At 74.6% G+C, this 21,442-nt stretch carries 20 protein-coding genes and 1 riboswitch; of the genes, 15 read left to right on the forward strand and 5 right to left on the reverse strand.

Translation table 11 applies throughout. From position 1 onward, the window contains the following. Positions 1 to 90: 90 nt before the first annotated feature. From ACFOYX_RS19755 to truA, 3 genes are all read left to right on the forward strand, one after another. The gene (locus ACFOYX_RS19755) at positions 91 to 1,113 is read left to right on the forward strand and encodes a DNA-directed RNA polymerase subunit alpha (protein WP_007073009.1); all 1,023 of its coding nucleotides are present in this window, start codon (positions 91 to 93) and stop codon (positions 1,111 to 1,113) included. 34 nt (positions 1,114 to 1,147) lie between these two features. Continuing rightward, entirely contained in the window at positions 1,148 to 1,705 is a 558-nt protein-coding gene (gene rplQ / locus ACFOYX_RS19760) for a 50S ribosomal protein L17 (protein WP_109801283.1), read from the forward strand. 74 nt (positions 1,706 to 1,779) lie between these two features. Then, complete coding sequence (truA, locus tag ACFOYX_RS19765) at positions 1,780 to 2,613, forward strand: tRNA pseudouridine(38-40) synthase TruA (RefSeq protein ID WP_322439021.1); 834 nt, start codon at positions 1,780 to 1,782, stop codon at positions 2,611 to 2,613. 113 nt (positions 2,614 to 2,726) lie between these two features. On the opposite strand, the gene ACFOYX_RS19770 is transcribed toward truA, so the two are convergent. After that, positions 2,727 to 3,935, reverse strand: a complete 1,209-nt coding sequence (locus ACFOYX_RS19770) for a hypothetical protein (RefSeq protein ID WP_322439020.1) — start codon at positions 3,933 to 3,935, stop codon at positions 2,727 to 2,729. Between the two features lie 127 nt (positions 3,936 to 4,062). Between ACFOYX_RS19770 and ACFOYX_RS19775 the strand changes: the two genes are divergently transcribed. From ACFOYX_RS19775 to thiC, 10 genes are all read left to right on the forward strand, one after another. Next, complete coding sequence (locus ACFOYX_RS19775) at positions 4,063 to 4,668, forward strand: class I SAM-dependent methyltransferase (protein WP_109801318.1); 606 nt, start codon at positions 4,063 to 4,065, stop codon at positions 4,666 to 4,668. 41 nt (positions 4,669 to 4,709) lie between these two features. Continuing rightward, entirely contained in the window at positions 4,710 to 6,389 is a 1,680-nt protein-coding gene (locus ACFOYX_RS19780) for an ATP-binding cassette domain-containing protein (protein WP_322439019.1), read from the forward strand. Positions 6,390 to 6,470: 81 nt separating this feature from the next. Next, the gene (locus ACFOYX_RS19785) at positions 6,471 to 7,433 is read left to right on the forward strand and encodes an aldo/keto reductase (protein ID WP_322439018.1); all 963 of its coding nucleotides are present in this window, start codon (positions 6,471 to 6,473) and stop codon (positions 7,431 to 7,433) included. A gap of 298 nt (positions 7,434 to 7,731) precedes the next feature. Beyond that, a riboswitch (TPP riboswitch) is annotated at positions 7,732 to 7,840 on the forward strand. After that, positions 7,835 to 8,461 carry a thiamine phosphate synthase gene (gene thiE, locus ACFOYX_RS19790; protein ID WP_322439017.1) on the forward strand — a complete coding sequence of 209 codons (627 nt, stop codon included), beginning with the start codon at positions 7,835 to 7,837 and terminating at the stop codon, positions 8,459 to 8,461. It overlaps the preceding riboswitch by 6 nt. Then, positions 8,455 to 9,546 (forward strand): glycine oxidase ThiO, encoded by a 1,092-nt coding sequence (thiO, locus tag ACFOYX_RS19795; protein ID WP_322439016.1) that lies wholly within the window; start codon positions 8,455 to 8,457, stop codon positions 9,544 to 9,546. Before thiE ends, thiO begins: the two co-directional genes overlap by 7 nt. Continuing rightward, positions 9,537 to 9,737, forward strand: coding sequence for a sulfur carrier protein ThiS (thiS, locus tag ACFOYX_RS19800; protein ID WP_322439015.1), 201 nt, complete (start codon positions 9,537 to 9,539; stop codon positions 9,735 to 9,737). The genes thiO and thiS overlap by 10 nt, the downstream gene beginning before the upstream one ends. Continuing rightward, on the forward strand, positions 9,734 to 10,513 hold the full coding sequence (locus tag ACFOYX_RS19805) for a thiazole synthase (RefSeq protein ID WP_322439014.1): 780 nt from the start codon (positions 9,734 to 9,736) through the stop codon (positions 10,511 to 10,513). The genes thiS and ACFOYX_RS19805 overlap by 4 nt, the downstream gene beginning before the upstream one ends. A 71-nt stretch (positions 10,514 to 10,584) precedes the next feature. Further along, positions 10,585 to 11,205: a thiamine phosphate synthase gene (locus ACFOYX_RS19810; RefSeq protein ID WP_322439127.1), complete on the forward strand. Its 621-nt coding sequence runs from the start codon at positions 10,585 to 10,587 to the stop codon at positions 11,203 to 11,205. After that, positions 11,202 to 11,990 (forward strand): bifunctional hydroxymethylpyrimidine kinase/phosphomethylpyrimidine kinase, encoded by a 789-nt coding sequence (gene thiD / locus ACFOYX_RS19815; protein WP_322439013.1) that lies wholly within the window; start codon positions 11,202 to 11,204, stop codon positions 11,988 to 11,990. The genes ACFOYX_RS19810 and thiD overlap by 4 nt, the downstream gene beginning before the upstream one ends. A gap of 17 nt (positions 11,991 to 12,007) precedes the next feature. Further along, on the forward strand, positions 12,008 to 13,600 hold the full coding sequence (thiC, locus tag ACFOYX_RS19820; protein WP_109805006.1) for a phosphomethylpyrimidine synthase ThiC: 1,593 nt from the start codon (positions 12,008 to 12,010) through the stop codon (positions 13,598 to 13,600). 50 nt (positions 13,601 to 13,650) lie between these two features. Here thiC and ACFOYX_RS19825 read toward each other — a convergent pair whose 3' ends face one another. From ACFOYX_RS19825 to ACFOYX_RS19840, 4 genes are all read right to left on the reverse strand, one after another. Beyond that, complete coding sequence (locus tag ACFOYX_RS19825) at positions 13,651 to 16,971, reverse strand: hypothetical protein (protein ID WP_322439012.1); 3,321 nt, start codon at positions 16,969 to 16,971, stop codon at positions 13,651 to 13,653. A 75-nt stretch (positions 16,972 to 17,046) separates the two neighbouring features. Continuing rightward, the gene (locus ACFOYX_RS19830) at positions 17,047 to 17,355 is read right to left on the reverse strand and encodes a cupin (RefSeq protein ID WP_322439011.1); all 309 of its coding nucleotides are present in this window, start codon (positions 17,353 to 17,355) and stop codon (positions 17,047 to 17,049) included. Further along, positions 17,352 to 18,302: an LLM class F420-dependent oxidoreductase gene (locus ACFOYX_RS19835; RefSeq protein WP_322439126.1), complete on the reverse strand. Its 951-nt coding sequence runs from the start codon at positions 18,300 to 18,302 to the stop codon at positions 17,352 to 17,354. The genes ACFOYX_RS19830 and ACFOYX_RS19835 overlap by 4 nt, the downstream gene beginning before the upstream one ends. 2 nt (positions 18,303 to 18,304) lie before the next feature. Then, positions 18,305 to 19,144 (reverse strand): ABC transporter ATP-binding protein, encoded by an 840-nt coding sequence (locus tag ACFOYX_RS19840; protein ID WP_236648429.1) that lies wholly within the window; start codon positions 19,142 to 19,144, stop codon positions 18,305 to 18,307. Between the two features lie 285 nt (positions 19,145 to 19,429). Between ACFOYX_RS19840 and ACFOYX_RS19845 the strand changes: the two genes are divergently transcribed. Next, on the forward strand, positions 19,430 to 20,461 hold the full coding sequence (locus ACFOYX_RS19845) for an ABC transporter substrate-binding protein (protein ID WP_322439010.1): 1,032 nt from the start codon (positions 19,430 to 19,432) through the stop codon (positions 20,459 to 20,461). A 111-nt stretch (positions 20,462 to 20,572) separates the two neighbouring features. Beyond that, a complete protein-coding gene (locus ACFOYX_RS19850) occupies positions 20,573 to 21,412 on the forward strand; it encodes an ABC transporter permease (protein WP_375373557.1) in 840 nt (279 codons plus the stop codon). Positions 21,413 to 21,442: the final 30 nt, after the last annotated feature.

Consider the following 21,442-nt stretch of genomic DNA (forward strand, 5'->3'; position numbering starts at 1 on the left):
GTTGCGGTGGCCCGCCCTCCGGGGCGGGCCACCGGAACAGTTTGTGTCGTGGGCGTCATATAGCGGGCGCCCCGGAAGAGAAGAGAAGAAATGCTCATCAGCCAGCGACCGTCTCTCTCCGAAGAGTCGATCAACGAGACCCGCTCCCGGTTCACCATCGAGCCGCTGGAGCCGGGCTTCGGCTACACCCTGGGCAACTCGCTGCGGCGTACGCTGCTGTCGTCCATCCCGGGTGCGGCGGTCACCTCGATCAAGATCGACGGTGTCCTGCACGAGTTCACCACCATCCCCGGTGTCAAGGAGGACGTGGTCGAGCTCGTCATGAACATCAAGGAGCTCTGCGTCAGCTCCGAGCACGACGAGCCGGTCAGCATGTACCTGCGCAAGCAGGGCCCGGGCGACGTGACCGCCGGTGACATCCAGCCCCCGGCCGGTGTCTCGGTGCACAACCCGGACCTGAAGCTCGCCACCCTGAACGGCAAGGGCCGGCTCGACATGGAGCTGACCGTCGAGCGGGGCCGGGGCTACGTCACGGCCGCGCAGAACAAGCAGGCCGGCGCCGAGATCGGCCGGATCCCGGTCGACTCGATCTACTCGCCGGTGCTCAAGGTGACGTACCGCGTCGAGGCGACCCGCGTCGAGCAGCGGACCGACTTCGACCGGCTGATCATCGACGTCGAGACCAAGCCGTCGATGGGCCCGCGCACCGCGCTGGCCTCGGCCGGCTCGACGCTGGTGGAGCTCTTCGGGCTGGCCCGGGAGCTGGACGAGACCGCCGAGGGCATCGACATCGGGCCGTCCCCGCAGGACGCGCAGCTGGCGGCGGACCTGGCCCTGCCGATCGAGGAGCTGGACCTCACCGTCCGCTCCTACAACTGCCTCAAGCGCGAGGGCATCAACTCCGTTGGTGAGCTCATCGGGCGTACCGAGGCCGACCTCCTCGACATCCGGAATTTCGGTCAGAAGTCGATCGACGAGGTCAAGATGAAGCTCGCCGGGATGGGTCTCGGGCTGAAGGACTCGGCCCCGAACTTCGACCCGGCGCACGTCGTGGACGCCTTCGGCGAGGCCGACTACGACACCGACGACTACCGCGAGACCGAGCAGCTCTAGTCCGCGCTGCCGCCACACCTGAGGAGCACCAAGCATGCCCACGCCCACCAAGGGCCCCCGCCTCGGCGGCAGCCCCGCGCACGAGCGGCTGATGCTGGCCAACCTGGCCACCGCGCTGTTCCAGCACGGCAAGATCCAGACCACCGAGACGAAGGCCCGGCGGCTGCGTCCGCTGGCCGAGCAGCTCATCACCAAGGCGAAGCGGGGCGACCTCGCCGCGCGGCGGCGGGTGCTGGGCGTCGTCAAGGACAAGGACGTGGTCTACGCCCTGTTCGACCAGATCGCGCCCCGGTACGCCAACCGCAACGGTGGCTACACCCGGATCGTGAAGACCGGTCCGCGCAAGGGTGACGCCGCTCCGATGGCGATCATCGAGCTGGTGGAGGAGCTTCAGGTCGCCGAGCCGAAGGCGAACAAGAAGACCGCCGCCCGCAAGGCCGCCCAGCAGGACAAGGTCGAGGCGCTCGCCCCGGCCGAGGAGACCCCGGAGTCGACCCCGGTCGACCAGGACTCCGAGGCGCCGGTGTCGGCGTCCGGTGACACCGACGCCGCCCGCGAGGACAGCGACGAGGCCACCGAGAACAAGGCCTGAGCACAGGCAGCATCGTCGGGCCCGGCATCCCTTCCTGGGGTGCCGGGCCCGACGCCGTGAACGGGAGGTACGAGGTGGACGAGCGGATCCGGCTGCGGCTGGACGTCTCCTACGACGGCACCGACTTCTCCGGTTGGGCCGCCCAGCCGACCCGGCGCACCGTCGCCGGGGTGCTCGTCGAGACGCTGGACCTGGTGCTCGGCGCGGGGACCGCGACCGGGCTGACCGTGGCCGGCCGCACCGACGCCGGCGTGCACGCCGCCGGCCAGGTCTGCCACCTCGACCTGCCCACCGCCGTGTGGCGGGAGCACGAGGGCCGGCTGCTGCGCCGGCTGGCCCGGCTGCTCCCCACCGACGTGCGGGTCCGGGCGATGACCGAGGTCCCCGCCGACTTCGACGCCCGCTTCGCGGCGACCTTCCGCCGCTACGAGTACCGCGTCACCGACGCCCCCTGGGGTGCCGAGCCGCTGCGCCGGCGCGACACCCTGGCCTGGCCCAAGCCGCTCGATCTCACCGCGCTGAACGCCGCCGCATCGGGCCTCGTCGGGGAGCACGACTTCGCCGCGTACTGCCGGCGCAAGGAGAACGCCACCACGCTGCGCGAGGTGACCCGGCTGGACTGGCGGCGGGACCCGGACGGCATCCTGGTCGCCACCGTACAGGCCGACGCGTTCTGCCAGGCGATGGTGCGCAGCCTGGTCGGCGCGATGCTGGTGGCCGGGGACGGCCGCCGGCCGGTCGAGTGGCCGGCGAGCCTGCTCACCCGCCGGGAACGCTCCAGCGAGGTCACCGTGGCGGCCGCGCACGGGCTGACCCTGGTCGCGGTCGGCTATCCGGAGAATCCGGCCGAGTACGCCCGCCGCGCCGACCTGACCCGCCGACTCCGGGTGCCGGTGGTCGAGGGCTGACCCCGCCAACCGCGGAGCGGGGGAGCGACCGCCGTCCGGAGCCGGGCGGCGAACGGCCCGCCGTCCCGGTGCCGGACATCGCCGGCGGGGACGGCGGGCCGCCTGGTCGCTGCTCAGGTGCCGGGCGACTCCCGGACGTCGCGGCCGCCCTCCTGGCCGGCGGTGCCGTCCGTCGGGGCGTCGGTGGGCTGGCTGGCCACGCCGGCGTTCGCCCGCCGCTCCAACACGCCGCGGTTGAGGTGCACCTCGATCATGTCGTACAGGATCTCGCCGACCTTGGCGTCGTCGGCGCTGATCCGCTGCCCATCGGCCCGGGTCACCACGCAGTACGCGAGGTAGTGGCCGCGTACCTGCCAGCCGACCCGGGCGGCGGCGTTCGCCACGGCCTCGGTGTCGGCCCCGGCGGACATGCCCTGGAGGCGGCCGTGCCGCTCGTCGAGCATCTGCCGGATCCGGTCCCGGGCCCGCTGGGCGCTGGCCAGGTCGGTCAGGTTGAACAGCCCGGCGGTGAGCAGGTGGCCGCCGTCCGGGGAGCGGAGGGTGGCCCGGACCACCTGGTTGCAGCCGAGCCGGACCAGCAGGTCGGCGACCTCGCCGGTCGCCGCGACCGCGCAACTGCCGCTGGAGTGGGTCTTGAGCACCTGGTAGCCCGGCTGGCCGTCGGCGACCACCAGCGCCTTGCCGGGGAACACCTCCTTGGCGCTCAGCCCCAGCGGGTCGGTGTCCCGGGAGTTGAGGTCGGGACCGTCGTGCGGCGCGGCCGACTGCTCGGCCATGGGCTGGCCGGTCGGCGCGGCGCCCTGCGGGGTGGCGGTCCGGCTCTGGAGCAGGGCGGCGGCGGCCAGCCCGCAGAGGGCGAGCAGCATCAGGACGGCCGCGCCGCCGATCAGCACCTGCCAGGTCCGGCCGCCCCCGCGCTTGCGGTCGCCGTGGCGGGACCGGGGCAGGTCGAGCGGCTGGCTCGGGTCGGGAACCTCGGTCGGCGGCGTCTCCGTGGCGATGTCCGACGTAGCGGCCGGGGCGATGCCGGGCGCGCTCGCCGGGGGCTGCGGCGCCTGGGTGGGCGCGGATTGCGGCACTGGCACAGCGGCCCGGGCCGGGGCCGGGTCGACCGCGGGTCGGGCCGGGCTCGGGCTCGCTTCGGCCGCCGGCGGCCGGGTCGGCCGCACGGTCCGGGCCGGTGGCGGCAGCGACGGGGTCGGGAAGCGGGACGGCGAGGGCCGGGCGGGCGGAGGCGCACCGGCGCCGAGCACCGACAGGTCGTACCCGGGCTCCGGGTACTCCAGGAAGGCGTCCTCATCGGACTCGTACCGATACACCATGTGGCCCACAGTAAGGCCGATTTCCCCTTTAGAGGGTAATATTGGGAAATTCTGGCGAAGGTGGCGTGGCGTGCTGTCCGCCACGCCGTCGACGGGCCCACATCGGGCCGGTGCGACAATGCCGGACGTGACCGGCGACCACTACTTCACCGCTGAACCCACGACCGCCGCCCAGCCGCGCGAGGTCGAGTTCTCCGTCGCCGGGCGCGACTTCACCCTCACCTCGGCCGGCGGCGTCTTCTCCGCCGACCGCCTCGACCCCGGGACCGCCGTGCTGCTGCGCAAAGCGGAGCTGCCGGCGCCCGGCGCCGCCGGGCCGCTGCTCGACCTGGGCTGCGGATTCGGCCCGATCACCTGCGTGCTCGCCACGTGCGCCCCGGACGCCACTGTCTGGGCGGTCGACGTCAACGAGCGGGCCCGCGCGCTCACCGCCGCCAACGCCGCCCGGGTCGGCGTGGCCGACCGGGTGCGGGTGGCCGCCCCGGACGACGTACCCGCGGACCTGACCTTCGCCGAGCTCTGGTCCAACCCGCCGATCCGGATCGGCAAGGCCGAGCTGCACGAGCTGCTGCGCCGCTGGCTGCCCCGGCTCGCCCCGGACGGCGTCGCCTGGCTGGTCGTCGCCCGCCACCTCGGCGGCGACTCGCTGCACCGCTGGCTCGTCGAGCAGGGCTGGCAGGTGGAACGGCACGCCAGCCAGAAGGGCTACCGGGTGCTGCGGGTCACCCGGTAATCGAGTGTCGCCCACCCCGGGCACTCCGGCAGGATGCCGGCGTGGGATACGTGGACGTGGCAGCGGTCGGGCACATCCTGCCCGACGGTCGGGAACTCTTCTCCGACGTGTCGTTCCGGGTCGGCGAGGGCGCCAAGGTGGCCCTGGTCGGGCCGAACGGCGCCGGCAAGACGACCCTGCTGCGGATGGTCGCCGGTGACCTGCCGGTGAAGACCGGCGCGGTCGCCCGCTCCGGCGGCCTCGGCGTGATGCGGCAGTTCGTCGGCATGATCGGGGACGACACCACGCTCGCCGACCTGGCGCTCACACTCGCCCCGCCGGCACTGCGCGACGCCGGCCGCCGGCTCGTCGCCACCGAGGCGGCCATGCGCGACGCCGAGGTCCGCGGCAAGTACAGCACCGCCGCCGGCAAGGCCCAGCTCGCGTACGCGGACGCGCTCGCGGCCTGGGGCGAGGCCGGCGGGTACGGCGCCGAGGTGCTCTTCGACACCGTCGCCACCATCGTGCTCGACCTGCCGTGGGACGCCGCCCGCGACCGTCCGGTGCGGACCCTCTCCGGCGGCCAGCAGAAGCGCTTCGCCCTGGAACTGCTGCTCCGCGGCACCGACGAGGTGCTGCTCCTCGACGAGCCGGACAACTTCCTCGACGTGCCCGGCAAGCGGTGGCTGGAGGCGCGGCTGCGCGAATCCGGCAAGTCGGTGCTGTACGTCTCGCACGACCGGGAGCTGCTGGCGCAGACCGCCGACCGGGTGGTCGCGGTCGAGGGCGGCAGCGCCTGGGTGCACCCGGGCGGCTTCGCGAGCTGGCACGAGGCGCGGGTGGCCCGGCACGCGCGCCTCGACGAGCTGCGCCGCCGCTGGGACGAGGAACACCAGAAACTGCGCGAGCTGATGCTGATGTACAAGCAGAAGGCGGCGTACAACGACGGGATGGCCTCGCGGTACCAGGCCGCGCAGACCCGGTTGCGCAAGTTCGAGGAGGCCGGGCCGCCGCCCGTACCGCCGAAGGACCAGGACATCCGGATGCGCCTCACCGGCGGGCGGACCGGCAAGCGCGCGGTGGTCGCCGAGCAGCTCGAGCTCGACGGCCTGACCTACCCCTTCGACCTGGAGATCTGGTACGGCGACCGGGTCGCCGTGCTCGGCGCGAACGGGACGGGGAAGTCCCACTTCCTCCGGCTGCTCGCCCGGGGCGGCACCGACCCGGAACCGGCCAACACCCCGGTGGACGGGGCGGGCGCGCTCGCGCCCGTCGCCCACGACGGGCTGGTGCGGCTCGGCGCCCGGGTCCGGCCCGGGCACTTCTCGCAGACCCACGACCGGCCCGAGCTGATGGCGAAGACGCTGGTCGACATCCTCTGGCGGGGCGACGAGCACCGCGCCGGGATGGACCGGCACGCGGCCATGGCCGCGCTCAGCCGGTACGAGCTGGCCGGCCAGGGTGACCAGCGGTTCGGCACCCTCTCCGGTGGGCAGCAGGCGCGGTTCCTGGTGCTGCTGCTGAAGCTGTCCGGGGCGACCCTGCTGCTGCTCGACGAGCCGACGGACAACCTCGACCTGGCCTCCGCCGAGGCGCTGGAGGCGGGGCTGGCCGCGTTCGAGGGGACCGTGATCGCGGTGACCCACGACCGCTGGTTCACCCGCTCGTTCGACCGGTTCGTGCTGTTCCGGGGCGACGGCGAGGTGGTGGAGACGGTCGAGCCGGTCTGGGACGTGAAGTGATCGGCGCGGTGCGGGCCGTCCGGCCGAGGGCGGGCCGCCGGTTGGCGACTGCGCGGGTGGGCCCGGACGGGCGGGCATAGGGTGGATCTCGTGACTGAGATGAACTACCGCCGACTGGGCGACTCCGGGCTCGTGGTGTCCGTGGTCGGCATCGGCTGCAACAACTTCGGCCGGAAGCTCGACCTCGACGACACCCGAGCGGTGGTCGACGCCGCCCTCGACGCCGGGATCAACTTCTTCGACACCGCGGACATCTACGGCGAGCCGCAGGGCAGCTCGGAGGAGCTGCTCGGCCAGGCGCTCAAGGGCCGCCGGGACGACGTGGTGGTCGCCACCAAGTTCGGCATGGACATGCACGGCCGCAACGGCCCGGACTTCGGCGCCCGCGGCGCCCGCCGCTACATCGCCCGCGCCGTCGAGGCGTCGCTGCGCCGGCTCGACACCGACCACATCGACCTGTACCAGATGCACGAGCCCGACCCGGGCACCCCGATCGACGAGACCCTCGCCGCCCTGGACGACCTGGTCCGGGCCGGCAAGGTGCGCTACCTCGGCAACTCCAACTTCGCCGGCTGGCAGATCGCCGACGCCGACTGGACCGCCTCGTCCCAGGGGCGGACCCGCTTCATCTCCGCGCAGAACCACTACTCGCTGCTGGAGCGGTCCGTCGAGGCCGAGGTGATCCCCGCGTGCGAGCGGTTCGGCCTGGGCATGCTGCCGTTCTTCCCGCTCGCCAACGGCCTGCTCACCGGCAAGTACAAGCGCAACGAGGCCCCGCCCGCCGGCAGCCGGCTCTCCGGCGGCGGCCGGTACGCCGAGCGCCTGGCCGCCGCCGACTGGGACACCATCGAGGCGCTCGAGGCGTACGCCGCGGAGCGCGGGGTCAACATGCTCCAGGTGGCCATCGGCGGGCTGGCCGCCCGGCCGGCGGTGACCTCGGTGATCGCCGGCGCCACCACGCCCGAGCAGGTGCGCGCCAACGCCGAGGCGGGCGCCTGGCAGCCGACCGACGAGGACCTCGACGCCCTGGACGCCATCCTCTGACCCGCCCGCACCACCCCCCGCCGCGCGCCGTGCCCGGCCGCCCGACCGTGGGCGGCCGGGCATTTCGCGCTGCCGACCACCACGCCATCGCCCAGGTGAGCAGCCCGTCGGCGACGGCCCGACTGCCGCAGGACGGCAGGAACGACAGCCGTCGGGGCACGCGCGGGGCCGAAGGCATCCGGACAGCATGGCGTGAGCGGACGGTCACCCGCTGCCCCTGCCGTCGACTCCGGACGGTCAGTGGGAAAAGCGGACCCCTGCCCTTGGCGGATCCGCCCGTCCGTCGTACGGTAGGCCGCAAGTAACCCACGGGAGCCCGGTGCACCGGGCTGAGAGGGGGGCTGAAGCCCCCGACCGTCGAACCTGATCCGGGTAATGCCGGCGCAGGGAGGAGTGTTGCCGTGCCGTCTCTCGGACGACTGCATCTGATCACCGACACCCGGCCGGGGCGGGACCCGCTCACCGTGCTGCGGGCCGCCCTGCCGGTGGCCCGCGCCGAGCTGGTCGTCCAGGTCCGCGTCGAGGACGACGCCACCGACCGCCAGGCGTACGAGCTGGCCCGCCGGGTGGTCGCGCTCTGCCGGCCGTACGGGGCGACGTGCCTGGTCAACGACCGGCTGCACGTGGCGCTCGCGGTCGACGCCGCGGGCGGGCACGTCGGCGCGGACGACCTGCCGGTGCGGGCGGCCCGTCGGGTGCTCGGCTCCGCCGCGGTGCTCGGGGCGACCGCCCGGGAGCCGGGGAGCGCCGCCGAGGCGGTCGCCGCCGGGGCCAGCTACCTGGGCGTGGGCCCCTGCCACGCCACCACTACGAAGACCGGGCTGCCCGCGCCGATCGGCCCCGCCGGGGTGCGCGCGGTTGCCGCCGCGGTGGACGTTCCGGTGATCGCCATCGGCGGGGTGACCGCCGCGAGCGTGCCGGCGCTGCGGGCCGCCGGGGCGTACGGGGTGGCGGTGGTCGGGGCGCTCTCCGGGGCCGCGGATCCGGCCCGGGCCACCGCCGAGCTGCTCGGGGCGCTGACGTGCTGACCCGACCGGACGTCGCCGTGGTGGGGGCGGGACCGGTCGGGCTGGCGATCGCCTGGCGCTGCGCGTCGCGGGGGCTGCGGGTGGTCGTGCACGATCCGGCCCCGGGTTCCGGGGCGTCGTACGTCGCGGCCGGGATGCTCGCGCCGGTCGCCGAGGCGTACTTCGGGGAGCGCGAGCTGACCGGGCTGCTCGCCGAGTCCGCCGCCCGCTGGCCGGGCTTCGCCGCCGAGCTGACCGACGCCGCCGGCACCGGATTCGGGTACCGCACGGAGGGCACGCTGGTGGTCGGGTTGACCGGCGACGACCTGGCCGAGGCGCGCCGGCTGTGGTCGTACCAGCAGGGGTTGGGGCTGCCGATCACGCCGCTGCGCCCGTCGGAGCTGCGGGAGCGCGAACCGGCGCTGGCGCCGCGGGTGCGCGGCGGCGCGGTCGCCACCGGCGACCACCAGGTCGACCCGCGGCGGCTGGTCGCCGCGTTGCGGGCGGCGGCCGAGCAGGCCGGGGCGACGCTGGCGCCGGGCCGGGTCGACCGGCTGTCCGACGTGGACGCGGGCGTCACCGTGGTGGCGGCCGGCTGCGGGGCGGCGGCGCTCACCGGGCTGCCGGTCCGGCCGGTGAAGGGGCAGGTGCTTCGGCTCCGCGCGCCCGGTCGCGGCACGCCGGGCTTCCGGCACGTGATCCGGGGGTACGCGGACGGCGAGTCGGTCTACCTGGTGCCCCGGGACACCGGCGAGGTGGTGGTCGGGGCGACCGTCGAGGAGCGTGCCGACACCGAGGTGACCGCCGGCGCGGTGCTGCGGCTGCTCCGCGCCGCCGTCGACCTGCTGCCCGGGCTGACCGAGTACGACCTGGTCGAGGCGTCCGCCGGGCTGCGGCCCGGTACGCCGGACAACGCGCCGGTCATCGGGTGGCTGCCCGGCCGGCCCGGCGTGCTCGCCGCCACCGGGCACCACCGGCACGGCATCGTGCTCACCCCGGTCACCGCCGACCTGGTCACCGAGCTGATCGTCACCGGCGAGGCGGACCCGCTGCTGGCGCCCTGCACACCCGACCGGTTCACCGCCGAGGAGGAGACGTGGAACTGATCGTGAACGGCGCCGGGCGCGACCTGCCGGGCGGGTCGACCGTGGCGGACCTGGTCCGCGCGGTCACCGACCAGCAGCGCGGGCTCGCGGTGGCGGTCAACGGCGAGGTGGTGCCGCGCGGCGGCTGGCCGGCGACGGTGCTGCGGGACGGCGACCGGGTCGAGGTGCTCAGCGCCGCCCAGGGCGGGTGAGCGCGGTGACCTTCACGATCGGCGGCGCGACGTTCGGCTCGCGGCTCATCCTGGGCACCGGCGGCGCGGCCAACCTGCACGTGCTGGAGCAGGCGATCCGCGCCTCCGGCACCGAACTGGTCACCCTGGCGCTGCGCCGCGTCGACACCGCCCCCGGCGGCGCCGGCGGGCTGCTCGACCTGCTCGACCGGTGCGCGGTGAAGCTGCTGCCGAACACCGCCGGCTGCCACACCGCCACCGAGGCGGTGAAGGTGGCCCACCTGGCCCGGGAGGCGTTCGACACCGACTGGGTGAAGCTGGAGGTGATCGGCGACGAGCGCACGCTGCTGCCCGACGGGGTGGAACTGCTGCGCGCCGCCGAGGAGCTGGTCGCCGACGGGTTCACCGTGCTGCCGTACACCTCGGACGATCCGATCCTGGCCCGCCGGCTCGCCGACGTGGGCTGCGCGGCGGTGATGCCGGCCGGCGCGCCGATCGGCTCCGGGCTGGGCGTCACGAACCCGCACCACATCCGGCTGATCCGGCAGGGCGTGGCCGTGCCGGTGATCCTGGACGCCGGCATCGGCACCGCCTCCGACGCGGCGCTCGCCATGGAGTTGGGCTGCGACGCGGTGCTGCTGGCCAGCGCGGTCACCCGGGCCGCCGACCCGGTGGCGATGGCCACCGCCATGCGGTACGCCGTGCAGGCCGGCCGCCTCGCCCGCGCCGCCGGCCGCATCCCGCGCCGCTTCCACGCACTCCCGTCCACCCCCGACGAGGGAAGGCCGGACCTGTGACCGGCAGCTCGGGCGCGGTCACCGTGGAGCTCGGTACGCGGCGGCCGCCAGAGGCGCCGGCTGCTTCCGCGGTGTCGGGGGTGGTGGTGCTGACGGACCGGCGGGTGGCGCGGCGGCCGCTCGTGGCGGTGGTCGCGGCGGCGGTGGCCGGGGGAGTGCGCCGGGTGGTGCTGCGGGAGAAGGACCTTCCGCGCGCCGAGCGGGCCGCCCTCGCCGTCGAACTCCGCGCGCTGCTCGCCGAGGCCGGCGGCACGCTGATCGTCGCCGGCCCCGACCCCCTCGGCGGCGACGCCGTCCACCTGCCCGCCGCGGGCCCCTACCCGCCGCCGAGCTGCGGGCTCGTCGGCCGCTCCTGTCACGACCAGGCGGAACTGCGCCGACTCACCACAGAGGACTACGCCACCCTCTCACCCGTCTTCCCCACCAGAACGAAACCCGGCCACGGCCCACCCCTGCATCCCGAGGGACTCCGCGAGCTGATCGAGGTCAGCCCGGTGCCGGTCCTGGCGTTGGGGGGAGTCGAGACGCCGGACCAGGTGCGCGCCTGCATCGGCGCGGGAGCAGTGGGCGTGGCGGTGCTCGGCGCGATCATGCGCGCCGAAGACCCGACCGCGGCAGCCACGACGCTGACCTCGGCTTTCTTCAAGGCGGTGCGGCAGCCCTCAGGCGCAACCACCGGAGACCAGAAGTGACCCCCACGACAGTGCTCACCATCGCCGGCTCCGACTCCGGCGGCGGCGCCGGGATCCAGGCCGACCTCAAGGTCTTCGCCGCCCTGGGCGCGTACGGCACCAGCGTCATCACCGCCGTCACCGCGCAGAACACCCGGGGCGTGGACGCCGTCCTGCCGCTGCCACCCCGCACGGTCATCGACCAGCTCGACAGCGTGCTCGGCGACTTCGACGTACGGGCGGTGAAGACCGGCATGCTCGGCACCCCGGCGGTCGCCGAGGTGGTGGCCGACGCGGCGCGGTCCGGGCGGCTGCCCCGCCTGGTCGTCGACCCGGTGCTGGTCGCCACCAGTGGGCACCGGCTCGGCGTGGTGGAGGCGGTCGAGCGGCTGCTGCCGTACGCGGAGGTGGCGACGCCGAACTGCGCGGAGGCCGCAGCCCTCACCGGACGCCCGGTGACCACGGTCGAGGAGATGGTCGCCGCCGCCGAGGCGCTCGCGGCCGGCGGCCCGGCGCACGTGGTGGTGACCGGCGGCGACGTGGACGCGGCCGGCGAGTCCGTCGACGTGCTCGTCGGCGGCGGGGTGACCACGCTGCTGCGGGCGCCGCGGGTGGCCACCCGGCACAGCCACGGTACGGGCTGTTCGTTCTCGGCGGCGGTCGCCGTCCGGCTGGCGGCGGGCGACCCGGTGCCGGTCGCGGTCGCCGCCGCCAAGGAGTACGTCACCCGCGCGCTGACCGGCGGGCGGGGTTGGGAACTGGGCGCGGGACGCGGCCCGCTGGACCACTTCGGCTGGTCCCGTTGACCATCAGGGAGGCTGTCATGCAGGCACGTCGCAAGGTCTACGTCGAGGGGGCACGGCCGGACGTCCGGGTGCCGTTCGCCGAGGTGGAGCTGACCGGGGACAACCCGCCGCTGCGGCTGTACGACACGTCCGGGCCGGGCTCCGACCCGGAGGTGGGGTTGCCTCCGCTGCGCGGCCCGTGGATCGCCGAGCGCGGCGACGTGGCCCCGGTACGCGGTGCGGGAACGCCGCTGGCCGGCGCGGACGGGAAGCGGCCGACCCAGCTCGCCTACGCGCGGGCCGGGATCGTGACGCCGGAGATGGAGTTCGTGGCGATCCGGGAGGGCGTCGCGCCGGAGTTCGTCCGGGAGGAGATCGCCGCCGGCCGGGCGGTGCTGCCGTTGAACGTCAACCACCCGGAGTGCGAGCCGGCGATCATCGGCAAGGCGTTCCTGGTCAAGGTGAACGCGAACATCGGCACCTCGGCGGTCACCTCCTCGGTCGCGGAGGAGGTGGAGAAGCTGACCTGGGCGACCCGGTGGGGCGCCGACACCGTGATGGACCTGTCGACGGGCAAGCGGATCCACGAGACCCGCGAGGCGATCGTGCGCAACTCGCCGGTGCCGATCGGCACCGTGCCGATCTACCAGGCCCTGGAGAAGGTCGGCGGCGACCCGGTGAAGCTGAGCTGGGAGGTGTTCCGGGAGACCGTGATCGAGCAGGCCGAGCAGGGCGTCGACTACATGACGGTGCACGCCGGGGTGCTGCTGCCGTACGTGCCGCTCGCGGTGGACCGGGTCACCGGGATCGTGTCCCGGGGTGGCTCGATCATGGCGGCCTGGTGCCTGGCGCACCACGAGGAGAACTTCCTCTACACCCACTTCCGGGAGCTGTGCGCGCTGCTGGCGGAGTACGACGTGACCTTCTCGCTCGGCGACGGGCTGCGCCCGGGCTCGATCGCCGACGCCAACGACGAGGCGCAGTTCGCCGAGCTGCGCACCCTCGGCGAGCTGACCAGGGTCGCCTGGGAGTACGACGTGCAGGTGATGATCGAGGGGCCGGGGCACGTGCCGATGCACAAGATCAAGGAGAACGTGGACCTCCAGCAGGAGTGGTGCCACGAGGCCCCGTTCTACACCCTCGGCCCGCTGACCACCGACATCGCGCCCGCGTACGACCACATCACCTCGGCGATCGGCGCCGCGATGATCGGCATGTTCGGCACCGCGATGCTCTGCTACGTCACCCCGAAGGAGCACCTGGGGCTGCCGGACCGGGACGACGTGAAGGCGGGCGTGATCGCGTACAAGATCGCGGCGCACGCGGCCGACCTGGCCAAGGGCCACCCGGGCGCACAGGCCTGGGACGACGCGCTGTCGAAGGCCCGGTTCGAGTTCCGCTGGTCCGACCAGTTCAACCTCTCGCTGGACCCGGAGACCGCCCGGTCTTACCACGACGCGACGCTCCCCGCGGAACCGGCGAAGACCGCGCACTTCTGCTCGATGTGCGGGCCGAAGTTCTGCTCCATGAAGATCACCCAGGAGCTGAAGGACTACGCAGCCCGGGGCATGCGGGACAAGTCGGCGGAGTTCCTGTCCTCCGGCGGTCGGGTCTACCTGCCGCTCGCCTGAGGTCACGCCGGCCGGGCCGTCCGGTGCGGTCGGCCCGACCGGCGTGCCGGTCAGTCCCGGTGGTGCCGGCCGGTACGCAGCGAACCGGGGTCGCTGTCCGGGGCGGGCCGACCCAGCCCGCTGACCCAGTCGAGGTACTCCTCGTCCTGCGCGGGCACCGGCTCCGGCTCGCGGCTGTTCCGGTTCGGCGTGCTCTCCTCGCCGCCCTTTGCCCGGTTCCGGCGGAACAGGCCAAGGCGGGGCCGCGACTTCCCGGCGTCGAACTCCTCGTCTCCGTCGGTCGCGGCCGGCGACCGGTCGTCCGTCTCCCGCTCCGGCTCGTCGGCCGGTGCGGGGACGGGGGAACCGGCCGGGTCGACCGGGTTCGGCCCGGCCGCGCGTCGCGCGTTCGCCAGGGCGTCCCAGTTCGCCGCCCGGCCGAAGTCGGGCAGCGCGCGGTGCCGGGGACGCGGCGCCGGCTCGGCCGGGGTGCCGCCGTCGTCGTCGGCGGTGGCGTCCGGCGTGGACCCGGTCGGGGCGGCGGGCTGTCGCGGGGTGGTCGGCCAGGCCGGCGCGGGCGCGATCGGCCAGGCCGGTCGGATGTCACTACGCCGGTCCGCGTCGTCCTCGAAGATCGGACCGCGGGGGCGCGGCGACCAGCCCTGCCCAGCCTCCGCCGGGGCGTCGTCGGGCGCCGCCGACGACAGGTACGCCGGGCCGGTGGCCGGTGGAGCGGGCAGGGCCGCGCCGGTGTCCGTCGCGGACTCCGGCGAGCCGCCGGCGCCGGGCGAATCGGCGGTTACGGCCCGGTCCGCGGCGGCGGCCTCGCCGGTGCTGGTGGGCCGGTCGGGGGTACGCGCCTGTCCGGTGGCGGTGGACCGGTCACCGGTACGGGATCGTCCGGTGGCGGCATCGGCGGTCGGCGACTGTCCGGTCGCGGTGGTCGAGGGGAGGTCGCTCGGTGTCGAGGAGGAGAAGGCCGTCGGCAGGTCGGTGCCGGCGACGGCGGGCGCCACGTCGGTCGGCCGGTCGGCCAACGGTGTGGGGCGGATGCGGCCCGGGGCGCCGTTCGATGTCGGGCGCCCGGTCTCCGGTGCGGCGTCGGCCGAGGTCGGCGTCGGGGCGGTGGTCGTCGGCCCGGCCGCCCCGCTGGCGGCCGACCGCGGCTTGCGGGCCCGCTTCGGCCGGCTCGTCGACGACGCCGCAGAGGCCGACCGGGACCCGGCGGACGAGCCGGACCGGGACCGTCGGCCGTCGGCGGCCGTACCGGGCGACCGGGCCGGGGCCACCCCGTCCGGCATCTCGGCTTCCGGTCCGGGCGCGGCGGTCTCCGGCATGCGTGCCGGCGCCTCCACATCGGGCGTGGCCGCGCTGTCCGTGGGCGTGCCGGCCGACAGCGGGACCCCCGGGTCACGAGTCTCGACGTCGGCCGCGGGCAGCGCCGTCCCGGCCGACTGCGCGGTCCTCGCCGTGCCGGCCGAGGGAGCGGATGCCGCTGTCTCGACCGAGGAATCGGCGGTCGCCGTTCCTGGCCTGGGTGCCGTCACCTGGGTCGAGGGGCGGGGGGTCGCCGTCTCGAGCGGCGCTACCTCGGTCGAGGGGTCGGGGCTCGCCGTCCCGGGCGTGGGTGCCGTCACCTGGCTCGATGGGCCGGGGTCCGCCGTCCCCGGCGTGGGCGCCGCTGGAGCCGGCGTCACTGTCCCGGCCGCGGTCGTGGCGGCTCGCGTCGCCTGCGGCGTCGTCGTCCGGCCGGCGGCGACCACGTCGACGGCCGAGATGCGCCTCGCCGACGAGAGTGGGGCGGGCGCCGGCAGGCTCTGGGTCGGGTCGTCGGCGTCCCGCTCGATCACCCGACCCGCCCCGATCGTGGCCGCCTGACCGATGGTGCGGTCGGGGGCGCCGGCGTCGGGAGCCGGGGCACCGGCGAGACGCCCCGGGTCACCGTCGCCGGCCGGGACGGGAGCCGCGGTCGCGAGGTTGCGGTCGTCGATGGGCATCGCGGGCCGGGTGGCGAGGTCGTGGTCGCCGGCGGGCATCGCGGGCCGGGTGGCGAGGTCGTTGTCGCCGGCGGGCACCGCGGGCCGGGTGGCAAGGTCGCGGTCGTCGGCGGTGGAGAAGACAGCCGGGGTCGCGGGGCCGGGGTCGTCGGCGGGCACGACGGACGGGGCCGGGCGGTCGCGGTCGTCGGCGGGGGCCGGTACGGGGACGGCCGGGCCGCGGTGCTCGCCGGAACGGGCGTGCCGGCGAGTGGACGGCCGGGCGAGGCCGGCCGGTGCCGGCGTCGGGGTGCCGGTCGCCGCCACCGGCCAGTCCCAGTGTGCGGGGGTGGGTCGGCCGGCACCGGTCGGGTGGGTCTCCCGGCCGGCCGAATGGAGGCCCAGGTCGGCGGTGCTGCCGGCCAGGGCCGCGGGCGGTGCCCCGCCGGGGCTCGGGTCGGTCGTGGCCGGACCGCCCGCCGCCCGGTCCGCCGGGGAACCAGCGGGAGCGGGCCCGGTCGGGAGGGGCTGGAGGATGTCGGTCGGCTCGATGGCGTCGGTCGCCGGCGCCGGCCGACGCAGCACGGTGGTGGCCGTCGAGCCGAGCGCGCCGGCGGCGACCGCGATGAGCGCCCCGTAGTAGGGCGCGAGCTGGTACCGGTCGGCCGCGACACCCGGGCCGGCGGTCAGGTAGGCGAACGCCACCAGGACCGGGCCGGCCGCGCCCGCGGCGCCGCCGACCAGCGGCAGGTGGCCGCGCAGGCGGGCCAGCGCGCCGACCGCCGCGCCCGCGAGCAGGGCCACCGTGGGCAGGATCAGCATGGCCAGGCGTTGGGCCGCCGCCGCGTCCAACCACGACGGTTCCAGGACCCCGAGGCGTACGGTGGGCAGCGGCCCGGCCGCGGCCAGCGCCGGCGCCGCCGAGAGCAGCGCGAGCAGCCAGATCACCCCGCCCGTCAGCGCGATGTTCCAGCCGAGCGGCGAGTTCAGCAGTACGGCGAGCGCCGCCCCGGCGCCGACCACCGCGCCGAGGATGGCGCAGATGCCGACCGCCCAGACCGGGTCGACCGTGCCGCCCAGTTCGGCCGCGCGCGCGGGCTGCATGCACAGCGGCGCGACGACGATCGCGCCCAGCGCGGCGGCCCCGGCGACCGCCAGTTGTTCGGTGGTGCCGCCCGGGAGCCCGTCCCGGCGGGCGAAACGTTCGGTGAGGACGGCGCCGGCCACCGCGGCGACCGCCGCGAACCAGGCCACCCAGACGAGCTGGGCCGGCCACCGGTTGACCGAGCCGTCGGTGAACGCGCCGTTGAGGCGCACGACGCCGAACCCGTACGCGACGCCGAGCTGGCCGGCCCCGGCCAGCACGCTCACCCCGAGCGCCGTGAGCAGCAGCCTGCCCCACGTCCGAAAGGCCATGTCGGGCACGTTACGGCCCGGTGCGCCCGATCGCCACCTTGACGCAGCGCGGCGCGGCGCGCGCCGCCGGTGTGGCTACTTCAGCTCGACCAGACGGGCCAGATAGGTCGTGTCCCCGACATTGGTCAGCATGTGCACGGCGCCCGGGTCGCGGTAGACCACCCCGCCGGTCGGTTCGTCGGCGTCGATCCGGGTGCCGTCGACGGTCTGCACCACGTTCTTCGCGCCCTCGATCGCCACCACCAGGTACGGGTGGTCGTGCCGGTGCAGCGGCTGCCGCTCGCCCGGCTCCAGCCGGATGTGCCAGACCCGCACCCGGTCGTTCTCGTAGACGATCTCCTGGCCCACCGGGCCGAGTTCGACGTCCTGGGACAGTTCGGTCATCGGCTTCCGTCCAGCTGGGGGAGCACCTCGGCGGCGATGAGCTCCAGGTGGTCGAGGTCGGCGAAGTCGATCAGCCGCAGGTGGACCCGGGTGGCGCCGATCGCGGCGAACTCGCCGAGCCGGTCGACCAGCTGCGCCGGTGAGCCGACCACCGGGTCCTCCGGCGGCAGGGCGCTCTTGACGTGCAGCGGCGCGGCCCGCCGCTGCGCCTCCGCGTCGGTCCGGCCGATCGCCACCACGATCCCGGCGGAGAGCACCAGCGGCGCCCGCCCGGACTCCGTACGGCCGGTGCGCTGGCACGCCTCGGTCACCCGCTCGTACGCGGCGGCCGTCTCGGCGACGCTCTTGAACGGCATGTTGAACTCGTCCGCGTACCGGGCGGCCAGCTCGGGGGTGCGCTTGGGGCCGCGGCCGCCGACGATCACGGGCGGGCCGGGCCGCTGCACCGGCTTGGGCAGCGCGGGCGCGTCCACGAGCCGGTAGTGGTCGCCGGTGAAGCGGTACGTCTCGCCGGACGGGGTGGCCCACAGCCCGGTGATGATCTCGAGCTGCTCGGCCAGCCGGTCGAACCGCTCCGCCACCCCGGGGAAGGGGATGCCGTACGAGAGGTGTTCCCGCTCGTACCAGCCGGCGCCGATGCCCAGCTCGACCCGGCCGCCGCTCATCTGGTCGACCTGGGCCACCATCACCGCGAGGGGCCCGGGGAGCCGGAAGGTGGCGGAGCTGACCAGCGTCCCCAGCCGGATCCGGGAGGTCTCCCGGGCCAGCCCGGCCAGGGTGAGCCAGGCGTCCGTGGGACCGGGCAGCCCGGGGTCGTCGCCCATGGACTGGTAGTGGTCGGCGCGGAGGAAACCCTCGAATCCGGCCGCCTCGACCAGCCGGGCGAACCGGAGCTGGTCGTCGTAGCTGGCCCCCCGGTGCGGTTCGGTGAAGACCGAGACGCGCATGGTCACCGCCCTCCCGTGCCGGAGCCCGCCGGCGTCTCCACCGGGTCGGCCGCCGCCGCGTCCTCGGCCTGCGCCGGCGCGCCGGGGGCGTCCCGTTCCATCAACAGCTCGTGCAGGTCGGCGCTGACCCGGGACACCTCGGCCAGGTGGGCGTTGCGGCCGAGGGTGCGGGGTCGGGGGATGTCCACGTCGAGGATCTTCCGGATCCGGCCGGGGCGGGGGCTGAGCACGACGACCCGGTCGGCGAGCAGCACCGCCTCGTCGATCGAGTGGGTGACGAAGACGATGGTCGCCTTCGTCTCCATGTGCACCCGCTGGAGTTCGCCGGAGAGCTCCTCCCGGGTGAGCGCGTCGAGCGCCGAGAAGGGCTCGTCCATCAGCATCACCCGCGGCTCGCCGATCAGCGACCGGCACAGCGAGACCCGCTGCTGCATGCCGCCGGAGAGTTCGTGCGGCAGGCGCTTCTCGAAGCCGCCGAGGCCGGCCAGGTCCAGCAGTTCCCGGGCCCGCTCGCGGTGCTTCGCCCGGCTCCAGCCGAAGATCTCGACCGGGAGCAGGACGTTGTCCAGCACCGAGCGCCAGGGCAGCAGGGCGGGCCGCTGGAACAGCATGGCGATGTCGCGGCGGGGCTTGGTGATCGGCGTGCCGGCCACGGTGATCCCGCCCTCGCTGACCGGCAGCAACCCGGCGATCATGCGGAGCAGGGTGGACTTGCCGCAGCCGGAGCGGCCGAGGACGGCGACGAACTCGCCCTCCGCGACGTCGAGGTCGATGCCGCGCAGCGCCTCGACCCGCCCCGCGCGGCCGTCGAAGGTGCGGGACACCGCGGACAGTTTGATCATCCTCCGCCGGCTCCCTCCCGCTCGACGATCACGAGCCCGGCAAAGGGTAACCGGCGGCGGTCCCTGTAGCACCGTCCAGGGTGGACGGCTGTCAGTTTCCGTCACGCAACTTCGTTTCCGTTCCGCAACCGATACGCCCGGCCTGCCGATGCTGGCCTTCTCGTACGCTGTGCCCGCGAACAGTCCCCTCACGACGGTCCCGTCGGCTGCCCCTCCTGCCGGCACCGTCGGACCCACGACCCGTCCGGGCGAAGATGACCTGGTCGGAAAGGACATGGTGCACTGATGAGAAGGCTGACCCGTACGGTCGCCGCGGCCGCGCTGGCCACCGCCCTCGCCCTGGTCTCCGGCTGCAGCAGCGGCTCGGACAAGTCCGACGACGCCAAGAGCGCCGGCACCGGCACGCTGGAGAAAGTGACGTACCTCACTTCGTTCGGCAACTTCGGTCGGGACTCCTACGCCTGGGTGGCGAAGGAGAAGGGCTTCTTCTCCGACGCCGGCTTCGACGTGGAGATCAAGCCCGGTCAGGGCACCGGTGCGGTCATCCAGACCGTGGTCGGCGGTCAGGCCGACTTCGGCCCGATCGACCTCACCGGTGGTCTGCTCCAGCTCGGCAACGGCCAGGCCAAGGACTTCGTCGCGGTGGCGGCGATCCAGCAGCGCACCATGGCGGCCATCGTCTCGGTCGAGGGCAAGGGCATCGCCACCCCGAAGGACCTGGAGGGCAAGAAGCTCGCCGACACCCCCGGCTCCGTCGTGCGCAACCTCTTCCCGACGTACGCCCGGCTGGCCGGCATCGACGCCGCCAAGGTGACCTGGATCAACGGCGAGGCGCAGACGCTGATGGGCACCCTGGCCTCCGGCTCGGTCGACGGCATCGGCCAGTTCGTCGTCGGTCAGCCCACCGTCGAGGCGGTGACGAAGAAGAAGCCGGTCGTGCTGCCGTACAGCAACGTCATGCAGGACCTCTACGGCAACGCGCTGATCACCTCCGCGAAGATCGCCAAGGAGAAGCCGGAGATGGTCAAGCGCTTCACCGCGGCGCTGCTCAAGGGCCTGGAGTACGCCCTGGCCAACCCGCAGGAGGCGGCGGACATCCTGAAGAAGAACGTGGCCGCCACCAACCCGGCCGCGGCCGCCGCCGAGCTGCAGCTGATGGCCGCGTACGTCCGGTCCAGCAACTCCGGCACCGCGCTGGGCACCCTGGACAGCGGCCGGGTCGCCAAGAGCATCGCGCTGCTGCAGGGCGCGGGCGCGCTCAAGCAGAACCTGACCCCCGACCAGATCATCGACTTCAACCTCGCGCCGAAGGCTTGACCGGTCGACCCGGACATCGGGGGTGCGGCCCGCCGGGGTTCCGGTGGGGGCGCACCCCCTTCGCGTGCCGGTCGTCGGGCCGGTCCAGCAGAGGAGGACACGTTGACGGAGTTGACCGGGACCAGGGTCGGCGCGGCGGCGCCGGACCAGCCGGCGATCGAGCCGGCCGGGCCGCGCCGGACCGGCGTACGCCCGGCGGCGGTGGGGCTGCCGGCGCTCGGGCTGCTGATCGCGGTGACCGTCTGGTGGACGGTGACGTCGGGTCTGCACCTGGTTCATCCGGCGTCCCTACCGCCGCCGCAGGTGGTGTGGAGCGCGCTGACCGGGACGAGCGACGTGCTGCTGCCGGCGCTGGGCATCACCACCGCGATGACCCTTCTCGGCTTCCTGCTCTCCTCGGTGGCCGGCGTGCTGATCGGCATGGCGCTGGCCGCCTCCCGCCGGGTCGAGCGGATGTTCGCGCCGCTGCTGGTGGCGATCAACGCGGTGCCGAAGATCGCGCTCGGCCCGCTCCTGGTGGTCTCGGTGGGCTGGGGCCAGAAACCCATCCTGACCATGGTGTTCCTGCTCTGCTTCTTCCCGATCGTGCTCTCCACCGCGACCGGGCTGACCACCACCCCGGCCGACCTGGCCGACCTGGCCCGCTCGCTGAACGCCTCCTGGTGGCAGTCGTTCCGCAAGGTGCGCTTCCCGGCCGCCCTGCCGCAGATGTTCGTCGGGCTGAAAGTGGCGATGCCGCTCGCCGCGATCGGCGCGGTGATCGGGGAGTTCTACTCGGACAAGCCGGGGCTGGGCTACCAGATCCTCCAGTACAACGGGATCGGGGACAGCGCGACGGCCTGGGCGGCGATCGTGCTGATCGCGCTGATGAGCATCCTGCTCTACTCCGCCCTCAGCCTGGTGGAGCGCCTCGCCCTCCCCTGGGTCCGCGCCACCACCTCATCCCGCTGACCCCACCTTGACCGGAGACGCTAAAGATCA

Source organism: Micromonospora sp. GCM10011541, assembly GCF_042650725.1.
Classification (GTDB): Bacteria; Actinomycetota; Actinomycetes; order Mycobacteriales; family Micromonosporaceae; genus Micromonospora; species Micromonospora sicca.

Coding starts and splice junctions, on each gene's coding strand:
- ACFOYX_RS19755 (WP_007073009.1), top strand. CDS start 91: ATGCTCATCAGCCAGCGACCGTCTCTCTCCGAAGAGTCGATCAACGAG.
- rplQ (WP_109801283.1), top strand. CDS start 1,148: ATGCCCACGCCCACCAAGGGCCCCCGCCTCGGCGGCAGCCCCGCGCAC.
- ACFOYX_RS19770 (WP_322439020.1), bottom strand. CDS start 3,935: ATGGTGTATCGGTACGAGTCCGATGAGGACGCCTTCCTGGAGTACCCG.
- thiC (WP_109805006.1), top strand. CDS start 12,008: ATGCAGGCACGTCGCAAGGTCTACGTCGAGGGGGCACGGCCGGACGTC.
- ACFOYX_RS19825 (WP_322439012.1), bottom strand. CDS start 16,971: ATGGCCTTTCGGACGTGGGGCAGGCTGCTGCTCACGGCGCTCGGGGTG.
- ACFOYX_RS19830 (WP_322439011.1), bottom strand. CDS start 17,355: ATGACCGAACTGTCCCAGGACGTCGAACTCGGCCCGGTGGGCCAGGAG.
- ACFOYX_RS19835 (WP_322439126.1), bottom strand. CDS start 18,302: ATGCGCGTCTCGGTCTTCACCGAACCGCACCGGGGGGCCAGCTACGAC.
- ACFOYX_RS19840 (WP_236648429.1), bottom strand. CDS start 19,144: ATGATCAAACTGTCCGCGGTGTCCCGCACCTTCGACGGCCGCGCGGGG.
- ACFOYX_RS19845 (WP_322439010.1), top strand. CDS start 19,430: ATGAGAAGGCTGACCCGTACGGTCGCCGCGGCCGCGCTGGCCACCGCC.